Below are 18085 nucleotides of genomic sequence, written 5' to 3' on the forward strand. Positions count from 1 at the left end.
GGAGATGATAAGACCGAAAATTTATTTAGGAGGGTAAGACATGACAAAAGAAAACGATAAAACAATTATCCTAATATCGTTAAAGGAGAATGTGAATCCAGAAAGTGTACTTCCTGTGAATATAAGATCAAGCGGTAATTCTACACTTAGCCATTCTGAAATACCTGAGGGGATTGAAATCCAGAGAGTACACAGTATTGAACCTCTTCTGAAGAACGGCATAATAGAAGGAGCATCTGTTGATAATAATTCACTCAATCAGAAAACATTTGAAAATGAATACAAAAAAATGAGCGAAACTGAGAAAAAGTTATACAGAACATTTGAAATTAAGCTAAATAAAAATATTGATGTTGAAGAATTTTTGGAGAAATTAAGGAAAAATAATGGTGTTGAAAGAGCAGAACTAGATACAGTTAATGTACTACATGACGTACCCAATGATACGCGATATGAAGAACTATACGGCCTGAAAAATATTCAATGCGAAAAGGCTTGGGAGATTAGTCAAGGTGAAGATGTTGTGGTTGCGGTTGTGGATTCAGGAGTCGATTATAATCATCCTGATATTAAAGAGAATATGTGGAAGGATGTAAATGGGAACTTTGGCTATGATTTCTCAGATGAAGAAAGTGACCCGCAAGACCAAAATTTACACGGTACGCATGTTGCAGGAACCATAGCAGCTATTGGCAATAATGATATGGGAATTATCGGTGTAGCCCCTAAAGTTAAAATAATGGCTTTAAGAGTTTTCCCGAAGGGTGGAAGTAACAGTAAAATCATTGCAAGAGCTTTAAAATATGCAGTCGATAATGGTGCCAAGGTCATTAATAATAGTTGGGGACCGATAGAAAGAACTAAGGAAAACTTTGTAATCGAAGATGCATTAGATTATGTTTTTGAAAAAGGGGCCATTGCTGTTGTCTCTGCAGGTAATGCAAATGATGAAGCGAAGTATTATTCACCCGCTAACTATAGCAAAACAATATCTGTTGGAGCAGTAAATATTGCTGATCAGCGGGCTGATTTTTCAAATTATGATGATACCGTTGATGTTGCAGCACCGGGAGTGCAAATTCTATCCCTTAAAGCCCGTAGTAATGACTACTTAAAAATGGATGGTACTTCAATGGCGGCACCTCATGTCAGTGGTTTGGTGGCTTTACTGTTATCGAAAAAGCCGGATCTTACATTTGGGCAAATTAAAGAGATACTGCAAGATAGTGGTGATACTATACAAACAGATAAATTTGTTGGTAAGAGAATAAATGCATTTAATGCTCTAAACCACAGTTTAATGAACGGCAATGTAATTGAAAGAGAATTAGCGGGTGTAGGAAATATGTCATTCCAAAGTTAGCTGCATAAGGGTAATGACATTCTGAACTAGTTTTGCTATAGTGGAATATATTGAAACAGCATATCACTTCAGCGATGACGAGAAGAGTACTTAGGCGGCATAGTTCACAGAGAGCTTCGGAATGGTGAAACGGAGCAGCAGTGTGCCTAACGAAAAAAGTCTCCGAGCCTCATACGGAATTGGGCAGCACGCCTAAGGATGCTATGACGGGTTCTCCCGTTACAGAGATAGGGTATAAGCGTAATGGCCGTACCCGAAGAGGCGTGCATGGTGACATGTCCGCGAACAGAGGTGGTACCACGGCGCTGATTACAGCTCTCGTCCTCAAGATGACAATCTTGAGGATGAGGGCTTTTTTTGTTTTTTTTTACAATAATTGTAGAGGTGATTATTCATGCATTGGTCAGAGAAAATTGCAAAACGGTTAATCGAAAGCCACCCCGAGCAGCAGACATTCGTATGCGCATCAGGGATCAGTCCGTCAGGCCACATCCATATCGGGAACTTCCGGGAGATTGTGACGACTTATTTTGTAAGTAAGGCTCTTGAAAAAGCGGGCAAAAAGGTCCGGTTTATTTTTTCATGGGATGACTTTGACCGTTTCCGTAAGGTTCCGGTTCATGTGGACCCAAGTTTCGGTCAGTATATCGGCAGGCCCTATACGCAGGTTCCTTGTCCATACGGGTGTCACACTTCCTATGCGGAGCATTTTGAGCAGGAATTTGAACAGGCGCTCAGCGCTTTTGGGATCAGGCCTGAATTTATCTATCAGAGCAAAGAATATCAAGCCCGCCGTTATGCACCGGGAATCCTTCAGGCGCTGCGCAGCAGAGGAGAAATCTATGACATTCTGATGTCCTTCAAAACAGGAGAAGCCAGCGAAGCAGAGAGAGCCGCATTTTATCCTGTAAGTGTGTATTGCGGGGATTGTGGCAAGGACTCGACTACAGTGCATTATTTTGATGAAGAGCAAGGACTCTTGACCTACAGCTGTAAATGCGGCCATCACTGTACGATGTCTGTTGCGGAAGCGGAAAATATCAAGCTGCAATGGAAAATCGACTGGCCGATGCGCTGGAATCTGGAGCAGGTGCTGTTCGAGCCTGGAGGCCGCGACCATTCGTCGGAAACGGGCAGCTACAATGTAGCGTCCGTGATCTCGGAGAAGATTTTTGAGAATGAACCGCCTATGTACGAGCCTTACGAATTTATTAGAATCAAAGGCAGCTTTGCCAAAATGTCCAGCTCGTCCGGGAATAACTACACGCCTGATGATCTGCTGAAGGTCTATGCCCCGGAGAATATTCTGTTTCTGTTTGCCAAATACCAGCCGGACGCTGAGTTTCATATCGGGATGGACGAAGATGTGCTGCGCAATTATACGGAATTCGAACGTTACCGGAAGGCTCACGATTCCCGTACACTCACGGATGATATGGATTCGGCGGTAGAGCTTTCGCTGATTCATCCGTTGAATGACAGAATACCTAGCTTCGGTCCCATTGCAGGCTTGCTGCCTCTGATTCATTTCGATCTACATCTGCTACAGGAGATTATGACCCGGAACGGAGAGGTAGTGGATGCGGACAGGCTGAAGCAAACAGCGGAGCGGGCGGAATATTGGATCAAGCACTGGATGCCGCAAAAGCTGGTTACCGTAAATTCCAGCCGTGATACTGCCTTGTACGAAACCTTGGAGACACATGAGCTAGCATGGCTGGAAGCCTTTTGCGGGCTGCTGAGGACTGGGGGGTTGGAGGATGAGCAGATGATGACAGAAATTTACGCTATTTGTTATAACGAGGATAAAAAAACGATGAAAAACAATCAAAAACGTATGTTCACCCTAATCTATCAGCTGGTGCTGGGCCAGGAGACAGGTCCGCGAATCCCTGTGCTGATCCAGGCTGTCGGGCTGGATAGGTTGCTGGCTTTGCTGGATTTTTAGCCGTCACCGGGACTGCCCTTTACGGGATACACAGAGCGGAGGTATAATATATTGGACTGTTTATAATTAATGTTGGAAAGTGAGCGGGAAGAATATGGGTCGTAAATGGAATAATATTAAAGAAAAGAAGGCATCCAAGGATGCCAATACAAGTAAGGTATACGCCAAGTTTGGTGTAGAAATTTATGTAGCGGCTAAGAAGGGTGAACCGGACCCGGAATCGAACCGTGCATTGAAAGTCGTGCTTGAGCGCGCCAAAACGTACAACGTGCCTAAGGCCATTATCGACCGGGCGCTGGACAAGGCCAAAGGCAGCGGTGACGAAAATTACGTAGAACTACGTTATGAAGGATTTGGACCCAGCGGTTCGATGATCATTATCGACGCGCTGACTAACAACGTTAACCGTACTGCCCCGCTGGTGCGTTCCGCATTCAGTAAAAACGGAGGCAACATGGGTGTCAGCGGTTCGGTAACCTATATGTTCGAGCCTACAGCTGTAATTGGCCTGGAAGGCAAAACAGCTGACGAAGTGATGGAGCTGCTGATTGAAGCGGATCTGGATGTGCGCGATGTGCTGGAAGAGGACGAGGCTGTAATCGTCTATGCCGAGCCTGACCAGTTCCATGCCGTTCAAGAAGTTTTCCGCGGTGCCGGAATTACCGATTTCACTGTCGCTGAGCTGACCATGCTCCCGCAGAACTATGTTGCTCTTCCGGAGGATGCCGAAGCACAGTTCGAGAAACTGATCGACGCTTTGGAGGAACTGGATGATGTACAGCAGGTCTACCACAATGTAGATTCGGAAGAATAGAAGGATTGTAGGTGAGAAAGCCGGACAGGCAGATCGTGAATCTGCTTATCCGGTTTTTTTTGCGGACATTCTCTGGTTCCAGCCACAGTGCATAATCTGCTCCATATCTTGCCACAATAAGCTGATGCGACCCATCAACCCAACAACTTAAAGGAGGCAATACAATGGATAGTCACACCAAACCGGATAAGAATCTGATCAATACGGTAGACGAATTGAACAATGCTCCGGTGACCAGTCAGGAAGCTCAGCAGATGGAACAGAAGAAAAGTGATATCCGCAAGGAAGCGCTGCGGGATGACAAAACTACCTATAAGAAAAATGAACAAAATACGTACAAATGAGCTAGTACAGTCTGAAGGTGACAAGAGTGGCAGGGAGGGTTCCTGTCACTTTTTTTGTATTCATAAATGAAAAATTTCAAAAGTTCATCAAAGAATACTATGGTACACACCCGAGAAATTGTGTATGCTGGAGTTTGTTTGTATGACACTTACCCCTGGCAGGAGGCATTTTTTGCATTATGGAGCATGGCAGTATAGCAATGATTTCGATTTTGGTGATTTGCGGTTTTTTGGCGGGAGTGATTGATTCTGTGGTAGGCGGCGGAGGACTGATCTCCATTCCAGCGCTGCTCGCTGCCGGGATCCCGCTCCCAATGCTGCTGGGCAGCAATAAATTAGCCGGGACCTTATGCTCGTTCACGAGTACGGCGTCTTTTGTCCGTTCCGGGAAGATTAATTTTGGAATGGTCAAATTCCTGATTCCGTTCTCTATCGCGGGTGCAGTGGCTGGTTCGCTTACGGTCCGGCAGGTACCTTCAGCGTTTCTGAAACCGCTTGTGATTGTGATGCTGGTCGTCATTACGGTCTATACTTTGTTCAAAAAATCCTGGGGGGACGTCTCAACGTACTCCCAAGACAGCAAAAAACCGCTGATTATCGGCATGGGTATTGCCTTGGTTATTGGATTTTATGACGGATTCTTTGGTCCGGGCGCCGGTTCGTTCCTGATCTTCGCCTTCCTCATGCTGGGCTTTGAATTTGTGACTGCCGCCGGCAATGCCAAAGTGCTTAATTTCTCGAGTAATATCGCAAGTCTGCTGACGTTTGCCGCATTTGGCTCAGTCAGCCTGTATTATGGCCTGCTTCTGGGCATTCCGATTGTCATCGGAGCTGTAGTCGGTTCAAGGCTGGCTATCCGCAAGGGGGCCAGTTATATACGCCCGCTGTTTATTACGGTTACGTTAATCTTGATCGGGAAGCAAATATGGGATACGATGCACTGATACCTAAAGACGATTCGGAAAGGAACTTAGACTATGACTAAGAAGCTGTATTACGAGTCGGCCTATTTGAAGGAATGGCAGACCTCGATAAGTAAAGTGGTAGAACGCGAGGACGGGCAATATCTGATTCTGGAGGAGACAGCTTTCTATCCTCATGGAGGCGGGCAGCCTTGTGATACCGGAACTATTGGCGGAATTCCCGTGCTGGATGTCATTCTTGAAGAGGACGAGGTCTTGCACAAGGTTGATCGTGTTCCAGAAGGAAGCCAAGTGAGCTGTCAGATAGACTGGAACCGCAGATTTGACCATATGCAGCAGCACAGCGGCCAGCATCTGCTATCAGCGGTATTCCTTGAGCTGTTCGAAGCGAATACGTTAAGTTTTCACCTGGGCAATGATTACGCAACTATCGACATTGAGCTTCAGGAGCTAACCGCGGATCAGCTGGCTGCGGCAGAGCAGGAAGTTAACCGTCAGGTTGCGCTTGACCATCGTATCGTAAGCTATTTTGTCACCGCCGAGGAAATGGCTAACCTGCCGCTGGTGAAGCTGCCCAAGGTTACGGAGAATATCCGCATTGTTGAGATTGAGGGAGTGGAGCATAACGCCTGCGGCGGGACTCACGTATCTGCTACCGGAGCGATTGGGTTGATCAAGCTGTTGAGAGCGGAGAAGCAGAAGGGCAATATCCGGGTCACGTTCAAATGCGGAGGGCGTGCGCTGGACGAAGCTAACGAGAATCAGCGTATCCTTGGCGCGCTTTCTGCGAAATTCAATACAGGCAAAGATGAAATCCTGGACCGGATCGGGAAGTGGGAAGCCGAGCAGAAGCAACTGCAGGCCGAACTGGGTGCACTCAAAGAACAGAATGATCATTATTTGGCCCAAGAGCTCCTATCCGGACTTGAGTCTGAGGCAAGGGTAGCCGCACACATCTTCGAGGATAAAACCCTCAAGGATTTACAGAGTCTGGCCATGAAGCTGACTGCAAATACCGGACTTCCCGTGCTGCTGCTGACGGCGGCGGAGAATAAAGTCGTGCTCGCTTGCAGCGGAAGTACAGAATGGTCCTGTGGTACCTTTTTTAAAGCCAATCTGGGCGAATTCCAGGGAAAAGGCGGCGGCAGCGATAAAATGGCCCAAGCCGGGTTCCCGGACTGGGCACATGCACTCGGATTTTATGAGTTCACAAAAGGCTCTATTCGATAGACTTATCCAGAATATGTTGCGATTTCACAAGGACAAAACCAAGCCGGTTATAGAATTGAACCGCATCAGACCTTTTTTGATTCGTACGCACTCTGAGTTTGGTGAACCCGGATTGTGCTGCCCAAACTTCAGTCTGTGCGATTAACTGCCTGCCAATGCCCTCTCCCCGGTGAGCACTGTCTACCACCAATCCGGTTATTTCCACAAATCGCGGGGCCTCGACCAGAACACGGACCTGGGCATGAATCCAACCCAGCAGTTGATTCCCTGAATCTGCTACATATACGATATTGTCTCTCAGTTCAGTGAGATCACGAAGCCTCTCAGCCATTTGGGAGGCTTCTGCTGCATATCCCAGCTCGCCCGAAAGTCTGGAAATTTCATGTGAATCGCTTATTAACGCTGTCCTGATTAGCATGTGAAGCACCTCCGCTGTTCAATTGTCATCGTCACCTCAGATTAGCCGCTTGCCCGATATACGGCCGGATTCATTAATTTCAAGAAATACCTCCGCATATGGATGGTAGAAGTAGGGACATAATGTCTTGTCGGTGAACTCCATTTCACCCGAATCAGGATTTAGAACGGACAAACCCTTTTCCGGTCCCCACATTACAATCTTCCCGTATACTGCAGCGATTTGTCCATGTGGAAAATAATGCTCCCCATCGCTCAAGGGTTTGGTCCGGTATTCAGGTACTGGAATGAACAGATTTGTCCGTTCTCCAGTTTGCACATCATATATAGCCAGAAAATGAGAGTAACCGTTATCGCCGTAATCCTTCGTGTCTTCTTCATCATACATATCACTTGCCAGTTGTCCCCAGACTGCGATAGTAGACGAATTAAGCCAGACTACAGGCTGATCCCAATCTTCCATGTAGTCCCCGAGCACCCGTAAGGTAGCTCCATCCTCTGACTCCCAGCAGTTCGTCAGCCATGATTGAAGATTCCATGAGCGTATGGATGCGACAGGATGCCAGTGCCAGCCAGTATCGACGATCCACTCCCCTTGAGGGGAGACATGGATTTTACCGTGAAAATAATCAAGATTGTGTTTCGTGAGCTGTTCTCCATTTTCTGCTGCGGAAAACGTTGACTGACGTGTAGACAGATTCTCACCTGAGAGGACATCGAGCAAATCCAGCTGGTTCCATTTCGTGCCGTGAATCAACAGTGTCCTGCCCTCATGTTCAGCAAAAGCAAGCGGGAAGGTACAAACATCATAATGATAATGATCACGGGACAATGCCATGATCTGCTTGGAATCTTGGAGATCGTACAACGCTGCGTGCTGGCTGAATCTACCCGAAACTGCTGCGAAGCATTCATTTGCCGATACTACAATCTGTACAGGTTCCTCTAATTTCAAATCAGGTATATCGACATGCAGCAGCTTTCTTGCGTGTCCTGTGTGCAAGTCAAATCGCCAGAGATCACTATTCCGATCCAGCGCAAGCAATGATACTGCTCCTTCCCCGGTTCCTTTTAAGGCCTGGACAGCGACAAGCTGGCCCGCACTCGGTACGACTTCAGGAAATGGGATAATTTCAAACGGCATACTTCAGCCTCCTCATGGATTTTGACATCTATGTACCGGATCTAAGCCTTGCACTTAGTCATTCTACCAGATGACGAATTCAATCTTCCAGCGCGGTTCGAATGCAGAAGGAAAGAAAGGGAACGGTCTGGGCCTGTATATCTGTAAACAGCTGCTGCAAAAGATGGACGGTGATATTTATGCTGAAGCCACAAGTCGTGGCATGCGCTTTGTGCTGGTGCTCCGTTACTAAGTCCTTGCTATTCTAGTCCCCGCTTTTACGGAAGGATTTCATATGGAAATTGGTAATATGTCGGAATAGGGCTTGTCCATCACCGGTAATGACAAAATCCTGGCTCAGCGGCAGCACCATGGCCCGGTAAGGCTCGGGAATCCAGATATATTGGTGCACATAAGATGTTGCAATGAAGCCGCAATGCTCCCAGAAATGGACCCGCGCCGCATCGTCTTCCGTATTCCCAGCTTCCACCTCAATTAGAACCGCGTGAACGTGATGCTCCTGCACCGCCCAGTCGCGGATCATCTCCAGAAATTGTCTTCCCAGACCTTGGCTGCGAAGCTGGGTATCCACGGCCATATAGTCGATGATTAGTATCCGTTCAGCGGATGAACCGCTAAGACCTGTAACCGCCATCGCAGTGATTTTCCCGTTCTGGTATCCGGCATGCAGCCAGGCGATTTTTTTGTCCAGCATGGCATGCAGAATGTTAACCGGTTTGGCTCCATGGGGAAAAGCTTCGCGGTAGAGCGGCTCGATTGCTGCCCACAGCGCGTCATCCCACTCCCTGTAAGTCTTGAACTCAAGTGTCATTTCAGTCACCTCCAGGATGATCATAGCAGAGCGGAGCTCATGTAGTAAAATCAGAGCCCCTACGTAAGGTTTTGCAACTTTTTCCAGTCATTCGCGTCCAATTTGTAGGATTATTATAAGGAGACTATGCGAATGCAAAAATGGAAGCAGTCATTGGGCTGTATTGGTGCAGTCTTGGTGTTTGCCTTAAGCACCGGGACCGTGCATGCAGCCAAGGAAAGCGGGATTCTATTAAATGACAAAAGTACCACAATGGGCAGCAGTCAGATCATTGTGAAGGGGGCAACATGGGTCCCATTAAAGGAACTGGCCGGTTCTATGGGCTACGCGCTGTCCTGGAATCAGAAGACTAGGGCTGCTGTATTGATACGTCCAGGGCGTGAAGTGATCCTTAAGGCAGATTCAAAAATAGTGTCTACGAACAGCATACCTTTAATGCTTGCGGAGGCACCGAATATTCTTGGTGGCAAGTTATACGTTCACTTGGTATCAGCGGTAAGCGCCATGGGCGGCAAAACCTGGACCGATAAGAGCACGGGCAACATCATGCTCGTAGATGAACCGAGATTTACTTCTGCTTCCATTCAAGGCAGGACTTATTGGGTATCCCAGAAGAGCGGAGAAATCTTCCTTAGATCATCATCTGACGGCAAGCCGGAGTCCATCGGTACCTTTCAACTGGGTGAATCGCCATATTCCCACTGGCTTCAGATCAAGAGTGCGGGGAAGGGGAGCGATCTGCTGCTGCTGACCGACAAGCACTACGCGATGTTCAGTGATTTCAGCAATGGCTATCAGGCTCTTATCCAGAACGGAAAAATTGTGAAGCAAATGGATTATCATACCAGAATACCCGCTTATCCGCATCCCGCTGAGCTCCCGTCGGAACAGTTATATATGACAGACGGAAAGAACGTTCAGTATATGAATACCGATGGCAGTTTCGGCAAGCTGTTTGAGCTGGAGAAGGGCAGCGGAAGAACAGGAGATTTCACAGTGGAATATGCGGCAAAAGATGTGCTGCTCGTTCGTGAATTGAAGCATGCCGGGCTGTTTGCCATCCATACATTTTCTGGTGAATTCACGAATCTCAGTGAGGAATTGATCAGCTCAGAGGACCGCAAGGATTGGGATACGGCAGACGGCTCTGACCCGTATGTGGTAACCAAAATGCTGGCTCTAAAAAAGCGCGAAGGGAATGTAATGACCTTCACATACGCAGCCCTTCCGAACGGTAAGGTGAAGACGGTGGTATATACCCTAAACAAAGAGTAATTTTTTTGATAAAACGGCTCGCCATAAAAAGGACCCCAATCCAGACTGAGCCTGGATTGGAGTCCTTTTCGCTGGTCATAGAAATTCTCTGCTGGTTAAGCCATCAGCAATACGGAGGAAGCTTTGATGACAGCAGTCACACTGGAGCCTTCCTTAAGGTCCAAATCCCGCAGCGCTTCTACGGAGATAATGGAAGTAATCTTCTGACCACCTGTGTCGACCACGATTTTGGCATTGACTTGGCCCTCTTCGATGGAGAGTACTTTGCCTTCGAACTGGTTTCTGGCGCTGATTTTCATAGTCCTTACCTTCCTTTCAGTTGGAATAATTGCGAAATGAAGATTTATAGTGTGCTTCGTGGATGCTTTTCAGCTAATTATATTTAAATATACCTAGATAATACTAGATATATATTCGGTAGACAATGATTTCTACAGAATGTAACAATTATCTCGAAGGAGAGTTAATCAATGATTGAGCTGGGCTATGCTAGGTTTTGAACCCGTGGCGAATTATCCGGTATAATAGAACAAGAATCTATTAGAACGGGAGGCAAATCATATGAACTACCGTAAACTGGGCAAAACAGGTCTATCTATAAGTGAAGTCAGCTTCGGCACATGGGCCATTGGCGGGGATTGGGGTGTGAGCCGGGATGAGGATGGTCTGAAGGGGCTTGAGCTGGCGATAGAACAGGGTGTCAATTTCTTTGATACTGCCGATGTGTATGGCTCCGGCCATGCCGAGGAGCTTCTCGCAAAGGCAACCAAAGGTAAAGAGGATGAGATCCATATCGCCACTAAATTTTGCCGGGCGGGTGACATCCATGACCCGGAAACCTATTCAGAGCGGAAGGTAAGCGATTACTGTGAGCAGAGTCTGCGCCGTCTGAATAGGGAGACTATTGATCTGTACCAGATCCATTGTCCGCCCATTGAGATCCTGCGGGACGGAAGCGTGTTCAGGGTGCTGGACAAGCTGAAGGCAGACGGTAAAATCCGCCATTACGGAGTCAGTGTAGAGACCATCGAAGAAGGACTGCTTAGTCTGGAGTATCCTGGTGTGGAAGCGTTGCAGATCATCTTCAATTTGTTCCGCCAGCAGCCGGCACTTACGCTTCTGCCCCGCGCAGAAGCTGCAGGGGCCGGAATCCTGGTGCGGCTGCCGCTGGCCAGCGGACTGTTGACCGGTAAGTTTAAGGAGAACAGCACCTTTGCCGCGAATGACCATCGGAATTTCAATGCCAACGGCGAGCAGTTCAATGTGGGGGAAACCTTTGCCGGACTGCCATTCGCAAAAGGTGTCGAGCTGGCGCGGGAACTTGAATGGATTGTGGAAGGACGCGGCAGCATGGCCAGAGCGGCAATGCGCTGGATTCTGGATCATCCTTCGGTTAGCTGTGTAATTCCAGGCTTCAAGAATGAGGCCCAGGTCACGGACAATCTGGCTGCTTCTGGGGTTCCAGCCTTCAGCAACATTGAAATGGAGCGGCTAAGCGCTTTTTACAAGACTGAAGTTGCACCGCATATCCGTGGAGGTGTATAGCCCTACTCTATGAAGAATGTAACCATTGGACTGCTCGCGCATGTCGACGCCGGAAAAACGACGTTTGCCGAGCAGCTGCTCTATCATACTCAGGCCATCCGCAGCCGTGGCAGAGTAGATCATAAGGATACTTTTTTGGATACCCATGAGATTGAAAAGACTCGCGGGATTACGGTGTTTGCCGACCAGGCGGAGTTTGTGCGAGGGGACACGCGGTACTTTCTGCTGGATACGCCGGGTCATGTCGATTTCTCGCCGGAAATGGAACGTGCGCTGCAGGTGCTCGACTATGCTGTAGTTATAGTTAGCGCTGTTGAAGGTGTGGAAGGCCACACCGAAACGGTATGGCAGCTGCTGCGCAGGCATGGGATTCCAACCTTCTTTTTTATCAATAAAACCGACCGCACCGGTGCTGATCCGCAGCGTGTGTATGAAGAAATCCACGCTCAGCTTAGCGATGGGGCGCTGCTGCTCCCGGAATGGGAAGATACTGCATTGCCAGAAGAGCTGAAGGTTTCCCTGGCTGAACGCGATGAACATATACTGGATGCTTATTTCGAGGGGTCCATGAGTGAATCAGATTGGCAGGAAGCGATGAGGTCCATGGTCCGGGAAGGGAAGATATTCCCTTGTATGCAGGGCTCTGCTTTGCTGGATCTCGGAATCGATTCTTTTCTGGATAAGCTGGAATACCTGACTGTAACCGATTATGATGCCATCGGGCCTTTTGCTGGAAGAGTATATAAGATCCGCCACGATGACAAAGGGACCCGCATTACCTATATCAAAGCGCTGCAAGGCGTGCTCAAAGTCAGAGAAGAGCTGGTCAACGGGCCTGCTGAAGATGATGAACCCGAGCGGATTACCGGAATCCGCAGAGTAAATGGCCTGAAATATACTACTGTGGATTGGGCAGCAGCAGGAGAGCTGTTTGCTGTCATTGGACTGTCGAAGGTGAAGCCGGGCGATGGTGTTGGTTCTTTGCAGGACAGAAGGGACAGTGAGCTGGTTCCCACGCTGAAGTCTAAGGTCCTGTTCGAGCCTCCGGTTCATTTGAAGGAAGTTCTAAATGCCTTTCAGCTGCTGGGCGCAGAGGACCCGTCACTGAATGTGAGCTGGGATGTGACGCTTCAAGAGCTGCATATCCAGGTGATGGGTCAGATTCAGCTGGAGATTCTAGAACAGATTATGAGCGAACGGTTCATGATCCCGGTAGCTTTTGGACCGCCAGAAATTCTCTACAAGGAGACGATTGCTTCAGCGGTTTATGGCTGCGGACATTTTGAACCGCTGAAGCACTATGCGGAGGTTCTGCTAAAGCTTGAGCCTGGCGAACGGGGCAGCGGACTGAACTTCATTAACGAATGTCATCCTGATGATCTGGCAGTGGGATATCAGCACCAAATCGGGCAGGTTCTGCTGGAGAGTGGACACCACGGTCTGCTTACGGGTTCTCCACTCACTGATCTGCGAATGACCCTTCTTAGCGGTAGAGCGCATAACAAGCATACCCATGGCGGAGATTTCAGGGAAGCGGCGTTAAGGGCGTTGCGTCAGGGGCTGGAGCAGGCAGAGAATATCCTGCTGGAGCCGGTCTATGACTTCAAAATCAGCATAGACCCCGGGCATCTGGGTAAAGTAATGACGGATATACAACAGGCCAGCGGCAGTTTTGCCTCACCGGAGATGACCGAAAGCAAAGCAGTGATTACAGGCAAGGTGCCGGTAGCCACTTTCATGAATTACGCAGTACGGCTGGCTTCCATGACGCAAGGGAAAGGTGCATTATCGCTAAAAGTCACCGAGTACCAGCCTTGCCACCAGACAATAACTGTGGTTGCCCTCAAAAATTACAATAAGGATGCCGATCCGGCGTATCCATCCTCCTCTATATTTTGTTCAAAAGGGCAGGCCTACCCGGTCCCTTGGGAGGAAGCACAAGAGCATATGCACATCCATAATGATTATCCGCCCGTCAGCTGAACTGCGGGGACAAGCAGAGGAGGAATACTTTGGTTATGAGTGAAATTATCGATAAGGTTGCCTGGATTCTGATCCGTGAAGGGCGAGTGCTGGGGGCGCGCTCCCAGGGTAAAGATACTTATTATTTTCCCGGAGGAAAAAGAGAATCCGGTGAAACCGATGCAGAAACGCTGATCCGGGAAGTGAAGGAAGAGGTGTCTGTCGATATCATTCCGGACACAGCGATAGAGTTTGGAATTTATGAAGCTCCGGCTCATGGCAAAGCAGAGGGAATACAGGTGAAGATGACCTGTTTTACTGCTGGTTATACCGGGGAATTGTCTCCGGCCGCGGAGATTGCCGAGCTTGCCTGGCTTGCCTATGAAGACCGGGAGCGGGTATCGGCCGTCAGCAGGATCATTTTTGACCAGCTCCATGAGATGAAGTTGTTGGACTAATAATTTTACAGCTACCAACTGTTTGTTCCAGCCCGTTTTGAGCCATTTTCGGCTTGAGGCGGGCTTTGTATTGTTTTGGAGAGTAATCCTGACGTACGAAATTAGCTGTTCAGGACATATGTCCTACCGTAAATGGGGAATATGTCTTTTAATGAAGACAGAGATCAAGACAGAGATGAAGACAGAGGAGAGAAGTTATGAAAGGGATTATTTTTGCATTTATCGGCGGGGCCTGTATTACCTTGCAAGGGGTGGCTAACGCGCGGATTAGTCAGGACATCGGCACCTGGCAGGCCGCAACAATAACACAGTTCACCGGATTCCTGATAGCGCTGATGATCCTGCTGTTCGTACGGGATGCGAAGAAGCAGGGCTTCAAACAGGTCAAACCTTTATATCTGATAGGCGGAGCACTGGCCGCATTCGTTATTTACAGTGAAGTTACAGCGATTCAAGGCATTGGCGTTACACTGACGATTTCTGCTCTGCTGATCGCCCAGCTCTGCCTGACCTTTGTGATTGATATTAACGGGTGGTTTGGTGTGGTGAAGCAAAAGATGCGGCTGCCGCAATTTATCGGGATCGGTATGATGATTGCCGGTGTGGTTATTTTGAAATTCTAAGGGCGGTGCAGACCATGAAAGAAATTCTGGATTCGGAGCAGCTTGAGGGATATATTGCGGCACAATCCCTGGAATCTATTTTCAACGAACCGCTGAAGGAACATTTGCATCTGTACAGCTTTGAACAAGGGGAGCATATTTGCTCCAAAGGGGACCCTTCCGAATATTTATATGTTCTGGTCAAAGGAAAGCTGAAAATTTACACTACCACGCCTGAAGGAAAAACGCTGATCATTTCATTCAAAACTCCGCTGGAGCTGATCGGCGATGTGGAATATATTCAAAACACGGAATGGATCAACACGGTAGAGGCCGTGTCTCCGGTGCATATGCTTGGCATAGAGTACCGCTGGCTGAATAGATACGGTAAGGATCATCCGCCGCTGCTGCATTTTTTATTGGAGATTATCACCCAGAAGTTCTACCGCAAATCCAATTTTCTAAGCCTCAATTTGATGCATCCGGTAGAGGTGCGGCTGGCCAGCTATTTGCTGTCCATCTCCTACGATGAATCCGACCCCAACTTTATGGGGCATCTGAATACGATCAACCTGACAGATACCGCCAATTTCATTGGTACAAGCTACAGACATCTGAACCGGGTCATTTACAAGCTTTGTCTGGATGGTCTTATTGAACGGAATAACGGACATATTCAGGTGAAGGATAAGGCAGGACTTAGTGCACTTGCGAGCCGTAACATCTATGAGCCGAATGGAGTCACATCGATGAAAGTATCGTACACAAAGGGAATGGAGTGAGTATACAATGTTAATAGGAATCCTGCTTGCGCTAATAGCCGGCTCGCTGGTGAGTCTGCAGAATATTTTTAACAGTAAAGTAAATGAGCATACCGGCTCCTGGTCTACTACAACTTTGGTATTAGGCATGGGATTTATCGCTTCGCTGCTGATGGGAGTGATTATGGAAGGCACCAACATGTTCACCCTGCAGCATATGCAGCCCTGGTATTGGTTCAGCGGTATGATCGGTGTTGGCGTGGTCATCTGTCTGGTACAGGCTACCCGGCTGCTCGGACCCACTTATGCGATTTCCATCGTGCTTACTTCACAGCTCGGCTTTGCGCTTCTGTGGGATTCACTAGGTTGGCTAGGCTTGGAGAGGGTGCCGTTCTCTTTCAATAAGCTGATTGGTGTGTTAGTCATTGTTGGGGGAATTCTGGTGTTCAAGTTAGGCCAAACGCGTGAATCGGATAGCGAACCTTCGTCCGGCAAGCCGCAACAGGCCTTGAATCTGAAGTGAGATTTCACAAAACATGCGATATCAACATCGAACAAAAAGCGCGTATCCGTATAGGGTCGGATGCGCGCTTTTTAGCTCTTATATGGACAAGCCGGACCCGGACGGAGCCTTGTTGCCCAGGAGCGAGTGTTTCCATTGCTGATATATTCCCCATGCCTCACCGTTATCCAGCAAATGCTTACAGGTGTAGACACCTTCTTCAATGGAATTGACCTTTTCGGCCAGATGTAGCCGGACTGCCGCATTAAGCAGCACCTGATTGTAAAAGGCGATGTGGCCGCCGCCTTGGAGCACCGCTTCCGCCGTCAACAGCTGCAGCCGGGGGGTCCAGTCCATTTCCGGCACCGGCGTTTCCAGGCCGAGCGACTCCGGATCGATAATATCCAGTTGCGCGGTGCCGCCGGAAACGGTATATACCCGGTTAGCGCGGTCGATGTATAGATCCTCTGACCCTTCCGCACCTTGTACGACCAAGCCTTTACGGTATCCAAGTTTGATAATGATTCTGGATATACGGTCAAATACTGTGTTGTGATAAATTCCATATACAATATAAGGCGAGCAGGAATAGTCAATCAGCTTTTCTACCGTGTTAAAAATAGTACGCATCCCAATATCCTCCCGGAGATTACGAATGTCTGCTAAGGGTGGACACCACTTTTCAGAATCCACGAACAGCACACCGCTCTTGCCGGCGGATTCAATCACTTCAGCTTTGCTAAGCGCACCGACCTCAATCCCGGTTTCTTGAATGATATCCTGCAGGGTGATTCCCCATTTGGGCGGTAAGGAAGCTGAACCGTGAAGCGTGACAGGAAGCCCGGCTGCAGCTAAGACAAAAGAGGTCGGGAAGGTGGCGGCAAAGGATTTTATACGGCCGTCGTAAGGTCCTGCGCAATCCAATCCCTGTTGAACCGGTTCACGGTGGGCATATTTCCGGCAGACCGTAACAAAGGCCTCCAGCTCTTCAATGCTCTCCAGCTTGATGCGCTCTGCGATTAGAAAGGCACCGATCTGGACGGGAGAAGCCGTCTGTTTCAGAATCGACTCCGCTGCGGCTTCCGCTTCAATGTAGGTTAAGTCCCGGGCACCCCGTTTGCCCCGGGCGACTTCTTTTAGAATATTAATCATATGGATTCTCCTTAAGTTTGATCCTGCAGCAGCTGATATACCTTGACGATAGAAGTCGCTACATCAACCATTCGTTTGCGTTCATTCATGGCCTGCTTGCGAAGAAGATCATAGGCTTCGGATTCACTAATATTTTTGGCTTTGGAGAGGATGCCTTTGGCCATATCAATCCATTTGCGCTCTTCAATCCGTGATAGAAGCTGCTCCCGCTCCTTCAGCCATTGCTGGCGCTCGAAGCATTGTCTGGCGCTGAAATGAAGAATCCAATGGATTTCCTGAGGCTGCATGGACGGGGACAAGATTCCGTCTACCATAATGTTATCTTCACAGGCAGCGACGGATAAGGTTGAGGTGGATGAGGTGCACCACCATAGAATGGGAGCCGTTTTGCACTGCATCAGGGATGCTCTCCAGGTGTTGATCTCTGTAACCGGCAGATCGAGGATGGAGGCATCCGCATCTCGGATCATCAACATCGCCTCTTCTGGTGAAGCCGCCGCTGAGACCACATAGCCGCAGGAATGAAGCAGGGTATCCGGGCCTATTGATGAACGCTCTTCTGTGACGTTCTCTGTCTTGTTATTCTGAATTATCAACAGGGAATGCATAGTTTGACGCTCCTTTTATATCGTAGTCACCGGTTGTGATGAATCAGCAGCAGCGTAGCCACGAAACATAGATGATGTAATATTATATAACACAGAAATGCTTGTTTTGTCGATAAATTTAAAATTTTAAAATTTATGTGTTAACAATATTGACGTAATTGGAGCTCCTGTAGTATAGTCGGTTTAACAAATTCATCAAGTCTACGAATACAATGGTGTATTCGCT

At 48.3% G+C, this 18085-nt stretch carries 20 protein-coding genes and 1 other annotated feature; of the genes, 14 read left to right on the forward strand and 6 right to left on the reverse strand.

Features of this window, described 5'->3' with window-relative positions:
* The first annotated feature begins 40 nt into the window (after window positions 1–40).
* From A3842_RS27250 to A3842_RS27275, 6 genes are all read left to right on the forward strand, one after another.
* Window positions 41–1363: a S8 family peptidase gene (locus tag A3842_RS27250; protein WP_074083435.1), complete on the forward strand. Its 1323-nt coding sequence runs from the start codon at window positions 41–43 to the stop codon at window positions 1361–1363.
* Window positions 1364–1428: 65 nt separating this feature from the next.
* Window positions 1429–1692, forward strand: a binding site (T-box leader).
* A 65-nt stretch (window positions 1693–1757) separates the two neighbouring features.
* The gene (gene lysS / locus A3842_RS27255) at window positions 1758–3311 is read left to right on the forward strand and encodes a lysine--tRNA ligase (protein ID WP_074103389.1); all 1554 of its coding nucleotides are present in this window, start codon (window positions 1758–1760) and stop codon (window positions 3309–3311) included.
* Between the two features lie 94 nt (window positions 3312–3405).
* Window positions 3406–4125 (forward strand): YebC/PmpR family DNA-binding transcriptional regulator, encoded by a 720-nt coding sequence (locus A3842_RS27260; protein ID WP_074083433.1) that lies wholly within the window; start codon window positions 3406–3408, stop codon window positions 4123–4125.
* Window positions 4126–4289: 164 nt separating this feature from the next.
* Window positions 4290–4469, forward strand: coding sequence for a hypothetical protein (locus tag A3842_RS27265; protein ID WP_074103390.1), 180 nt, complete (start codon window positions 4290–4292; stop codon window positions 4467–4469).
* Window positions 4470–4648: 179 nt separating this feature from the next.
* Window positions 4649–5413, forward strand: coding sequence for a TSUP family transporter (locus A3842_RS27270; protein ID WP_074103391.1), 765 nt, complete (start codon window positions 4649–4651; stop codon window positions 5411–5413).
* A gap of 33 nt (window positions 5414–5446) precedes the next feature.
* Window positions 5447–6622 carry an alanyl-tRNA editing protein gene (locus A3842_RS27275; RefSeq protein WP_074103392.1) on the forward strand — a complete coding sequence of 392 codons (1176 nt, stop codon included), beginning with the start codon at window positions 5447–5449 and terminating at the stop codon, window positions 6620–6622.
* On the opposite strand, the gene A3842_RS27280 is transcribed toward A3842_RS27275, so the two are convergent.
* Window positions 6612–7040 (reverse strand): GNAT family N-acetyltransferase, encoded by a 429-nt coding sequence (locus A3842_RS27280; RefSeq protein WP_074103393.1) that lies wholly within the window; start codon window positions 7038–7040, stop codon window positions 6612–6614. The genes A3842_RS27275 and A3842_RS27280 overlap by 11 nt on opposite strands.
* Window positions 7041–7076: 36 nt before the next feature.
* A complete protein-coding gene (locus tag A3842_RS27285; protein WP_074103394.1) occupies window positions 7077–8183 on the reverse strand; it encodes a hypothetical protein in 1107 nt (368 codons plus the stop codon).
* 70 nt (window positions 8184–8253) lie between these two features.
* Here A3842_RS27285 and A3842_RS27290 point away from each other — a divergent pair, with 70 nt between their 5' ends.
* The gene (locus tag A3842_RS27290; RefSeq protein WP_083609758.1) at window positions 8254–8415 is read left to right on the forward strand and encodes an ATP-binding protein; all 162 of its coding nucleotides are present in this window, start codon (window positions 8254–8256) and stop codon (window positions 8413–8415) included.
* A 12-nt stretch (window positions 8416–8427) separates the two neighbouring features.
* Here the strand turns inward: A3842_RS27290 and A3842_RS27295 are convergent, their stop codons facing one another.
* A complete protein-coding gene (locus A3842_RS27295; protein WP_074103395.1) occupies window positions 8428–8994 on the reverse strand; it encodes a GNAT family N-acetyltransferase in 567 nt (188 codons plus the stop codon).
* A 132-nt stretch (window positions 8995–9126) separates the two neighbouring features.
* On the opposite strand from A3842_RS27295, the gene A3842_RS27300 reads away from it, so the two are divergent.
* Window positions 9127–10269, forward strand: a complete 1143-nt coding sequence (locus A3842_RS27300; RefSeq protein WP_074103396.1) for a stalk domain-containing protein — start codon at window positions 9127–9129, stop codon at window positions 10267–10269.
* A gap of 95 nt (window positions 10270–10364) precedes the next feature.
* Here A3842_RS27300 and A3842_RS27305 read toward each other — a convergent pair whose 3' ends face one another.
* Entirely contained in the window at window positions 10365–10568 is a 204-nt protein-coding gene (locus A3842_RS27305; RefSeq protein ID WP_074103397.1) for a TOBE domain-containing protein, read from the reverse strand.
* A 262-nt stretch (window positions 10569–10830) separates the two neighbouring features.
* On the opposite strand from A3842_RS27305, the gene A3842_RS27310 reads away from it, so the two are divergent.
* The 6 genes from A3842_RS27310 to A3842_RS27335 all read left to right on the forward strand — a co-directional run bounded on the left by A3842_RS27310 (window position 10831) and on the right by A3842_RS27335 (window position 16120).
* A complete protein-coding gene (locus tag A3842_RS27310; RefSeq protein ID WP_074103398.1) occupies window positions 10831–11814 on the forward strand; it encodes an aldo/keto reductase in 984 nt (327 codons plus the stop codon).
* A 9-nt stretch (window positions 11815–11823) separates the two neighbouring features.
* Window positions 11824–13797, forward strand: coding sequence for an elongation factor G (locus tag A3842_RS27315; protein ID WP_074103399.1), 1974 nt, complete (start codon window positions 11824–11826; stop codon window positions 13795–13797).
* Window positions 13798–13832: 35 nt separating this feature from the next.
* On the forward strand, window positions 13833–14234 hold the full coding sequence (locus A3842_RS27320; protein ID WP_074103400.1) for an NUDIX hydrolase: 402 nt from the start codon (window positions 13833–13835) through the stop codon (window positions 14232–14234).
* A 197-nt stretch (window positions 14235–14431) separates the two neighbouring features.
* Entirely contained in the window at window positions 14432–14857 is a 426-nt protein-coding gene (locus A3842_RS27325; RefSeq protein WP_074083421.1) for a DMT family transporter, read from the forward strand.
* Window positions 14858–14871: 14 nt separating this feature from the next.
* Window positions 14872–15618: a Crp/Fnr family transcriptional regulator gene (locus A3842_RS27330; protein ID WP_074103401.1), complete on the forward strand. Its 747-nt coding sequence runs from the start codon at window positions 14872–14874 to the stop codon at window positions 15616–15618.
* A 7-nt stretch (window positions 15619–15625) separates the two neighbouring features.
* Window positions 15626–16120 carry a DMT family transporter gene (locus A3842_RS27335; RefSeq protein ID WP_074083419.1) on the forward strand — a complete coding sequence of 165 codons (495 nt, stop codon included), beginning with the start codon at window positions 15626–15628 and terminating at the stop codon, window positions 16118–16120.
* A gap of 78 nt (window positions 16121–16198) precedes the next feature.
* Here the strand turns inward: A3842_RS27335 and A3842_RS27340 are convergent, their stop codons facing one another.
* Window positions 16199–17257 carry an anthranilate phosphoribosyltransferase gene (locus tag A3842_RS27340; protein ID WP_074103402.1) on the reverse strand — a complete coding sequence of 353 codons (1059 nt, stop codon included), beginning with the start codon at window positions 17255–17257 and terminating at the stop codon, window positions 16199–16201.
* A gap of 5 nt (window positions 17258–17262) precedes the next feature.
* A complete protein-coding gene (locus A3842_RS27345; protein WP_074103403.1) occupies window positions 17263–17859 on the reverse strand; it encodes an ANTAR domain-containing response regulator in 597 nt (198 codons plus the stop codon).
* Window positions 17860–18085 lie beyond the last annotated feature (226 nt).

The sequence above is a fragment of the Paenibacillus sp. P3E genome (assembly GCF_001909045.1).
GTDB lineage: Bacteria > Bacillota > Bacilli > Paenibacillales > Paenibacillaceae > Paenibacillus_AQ > Paenibacillus_AQ helianthi.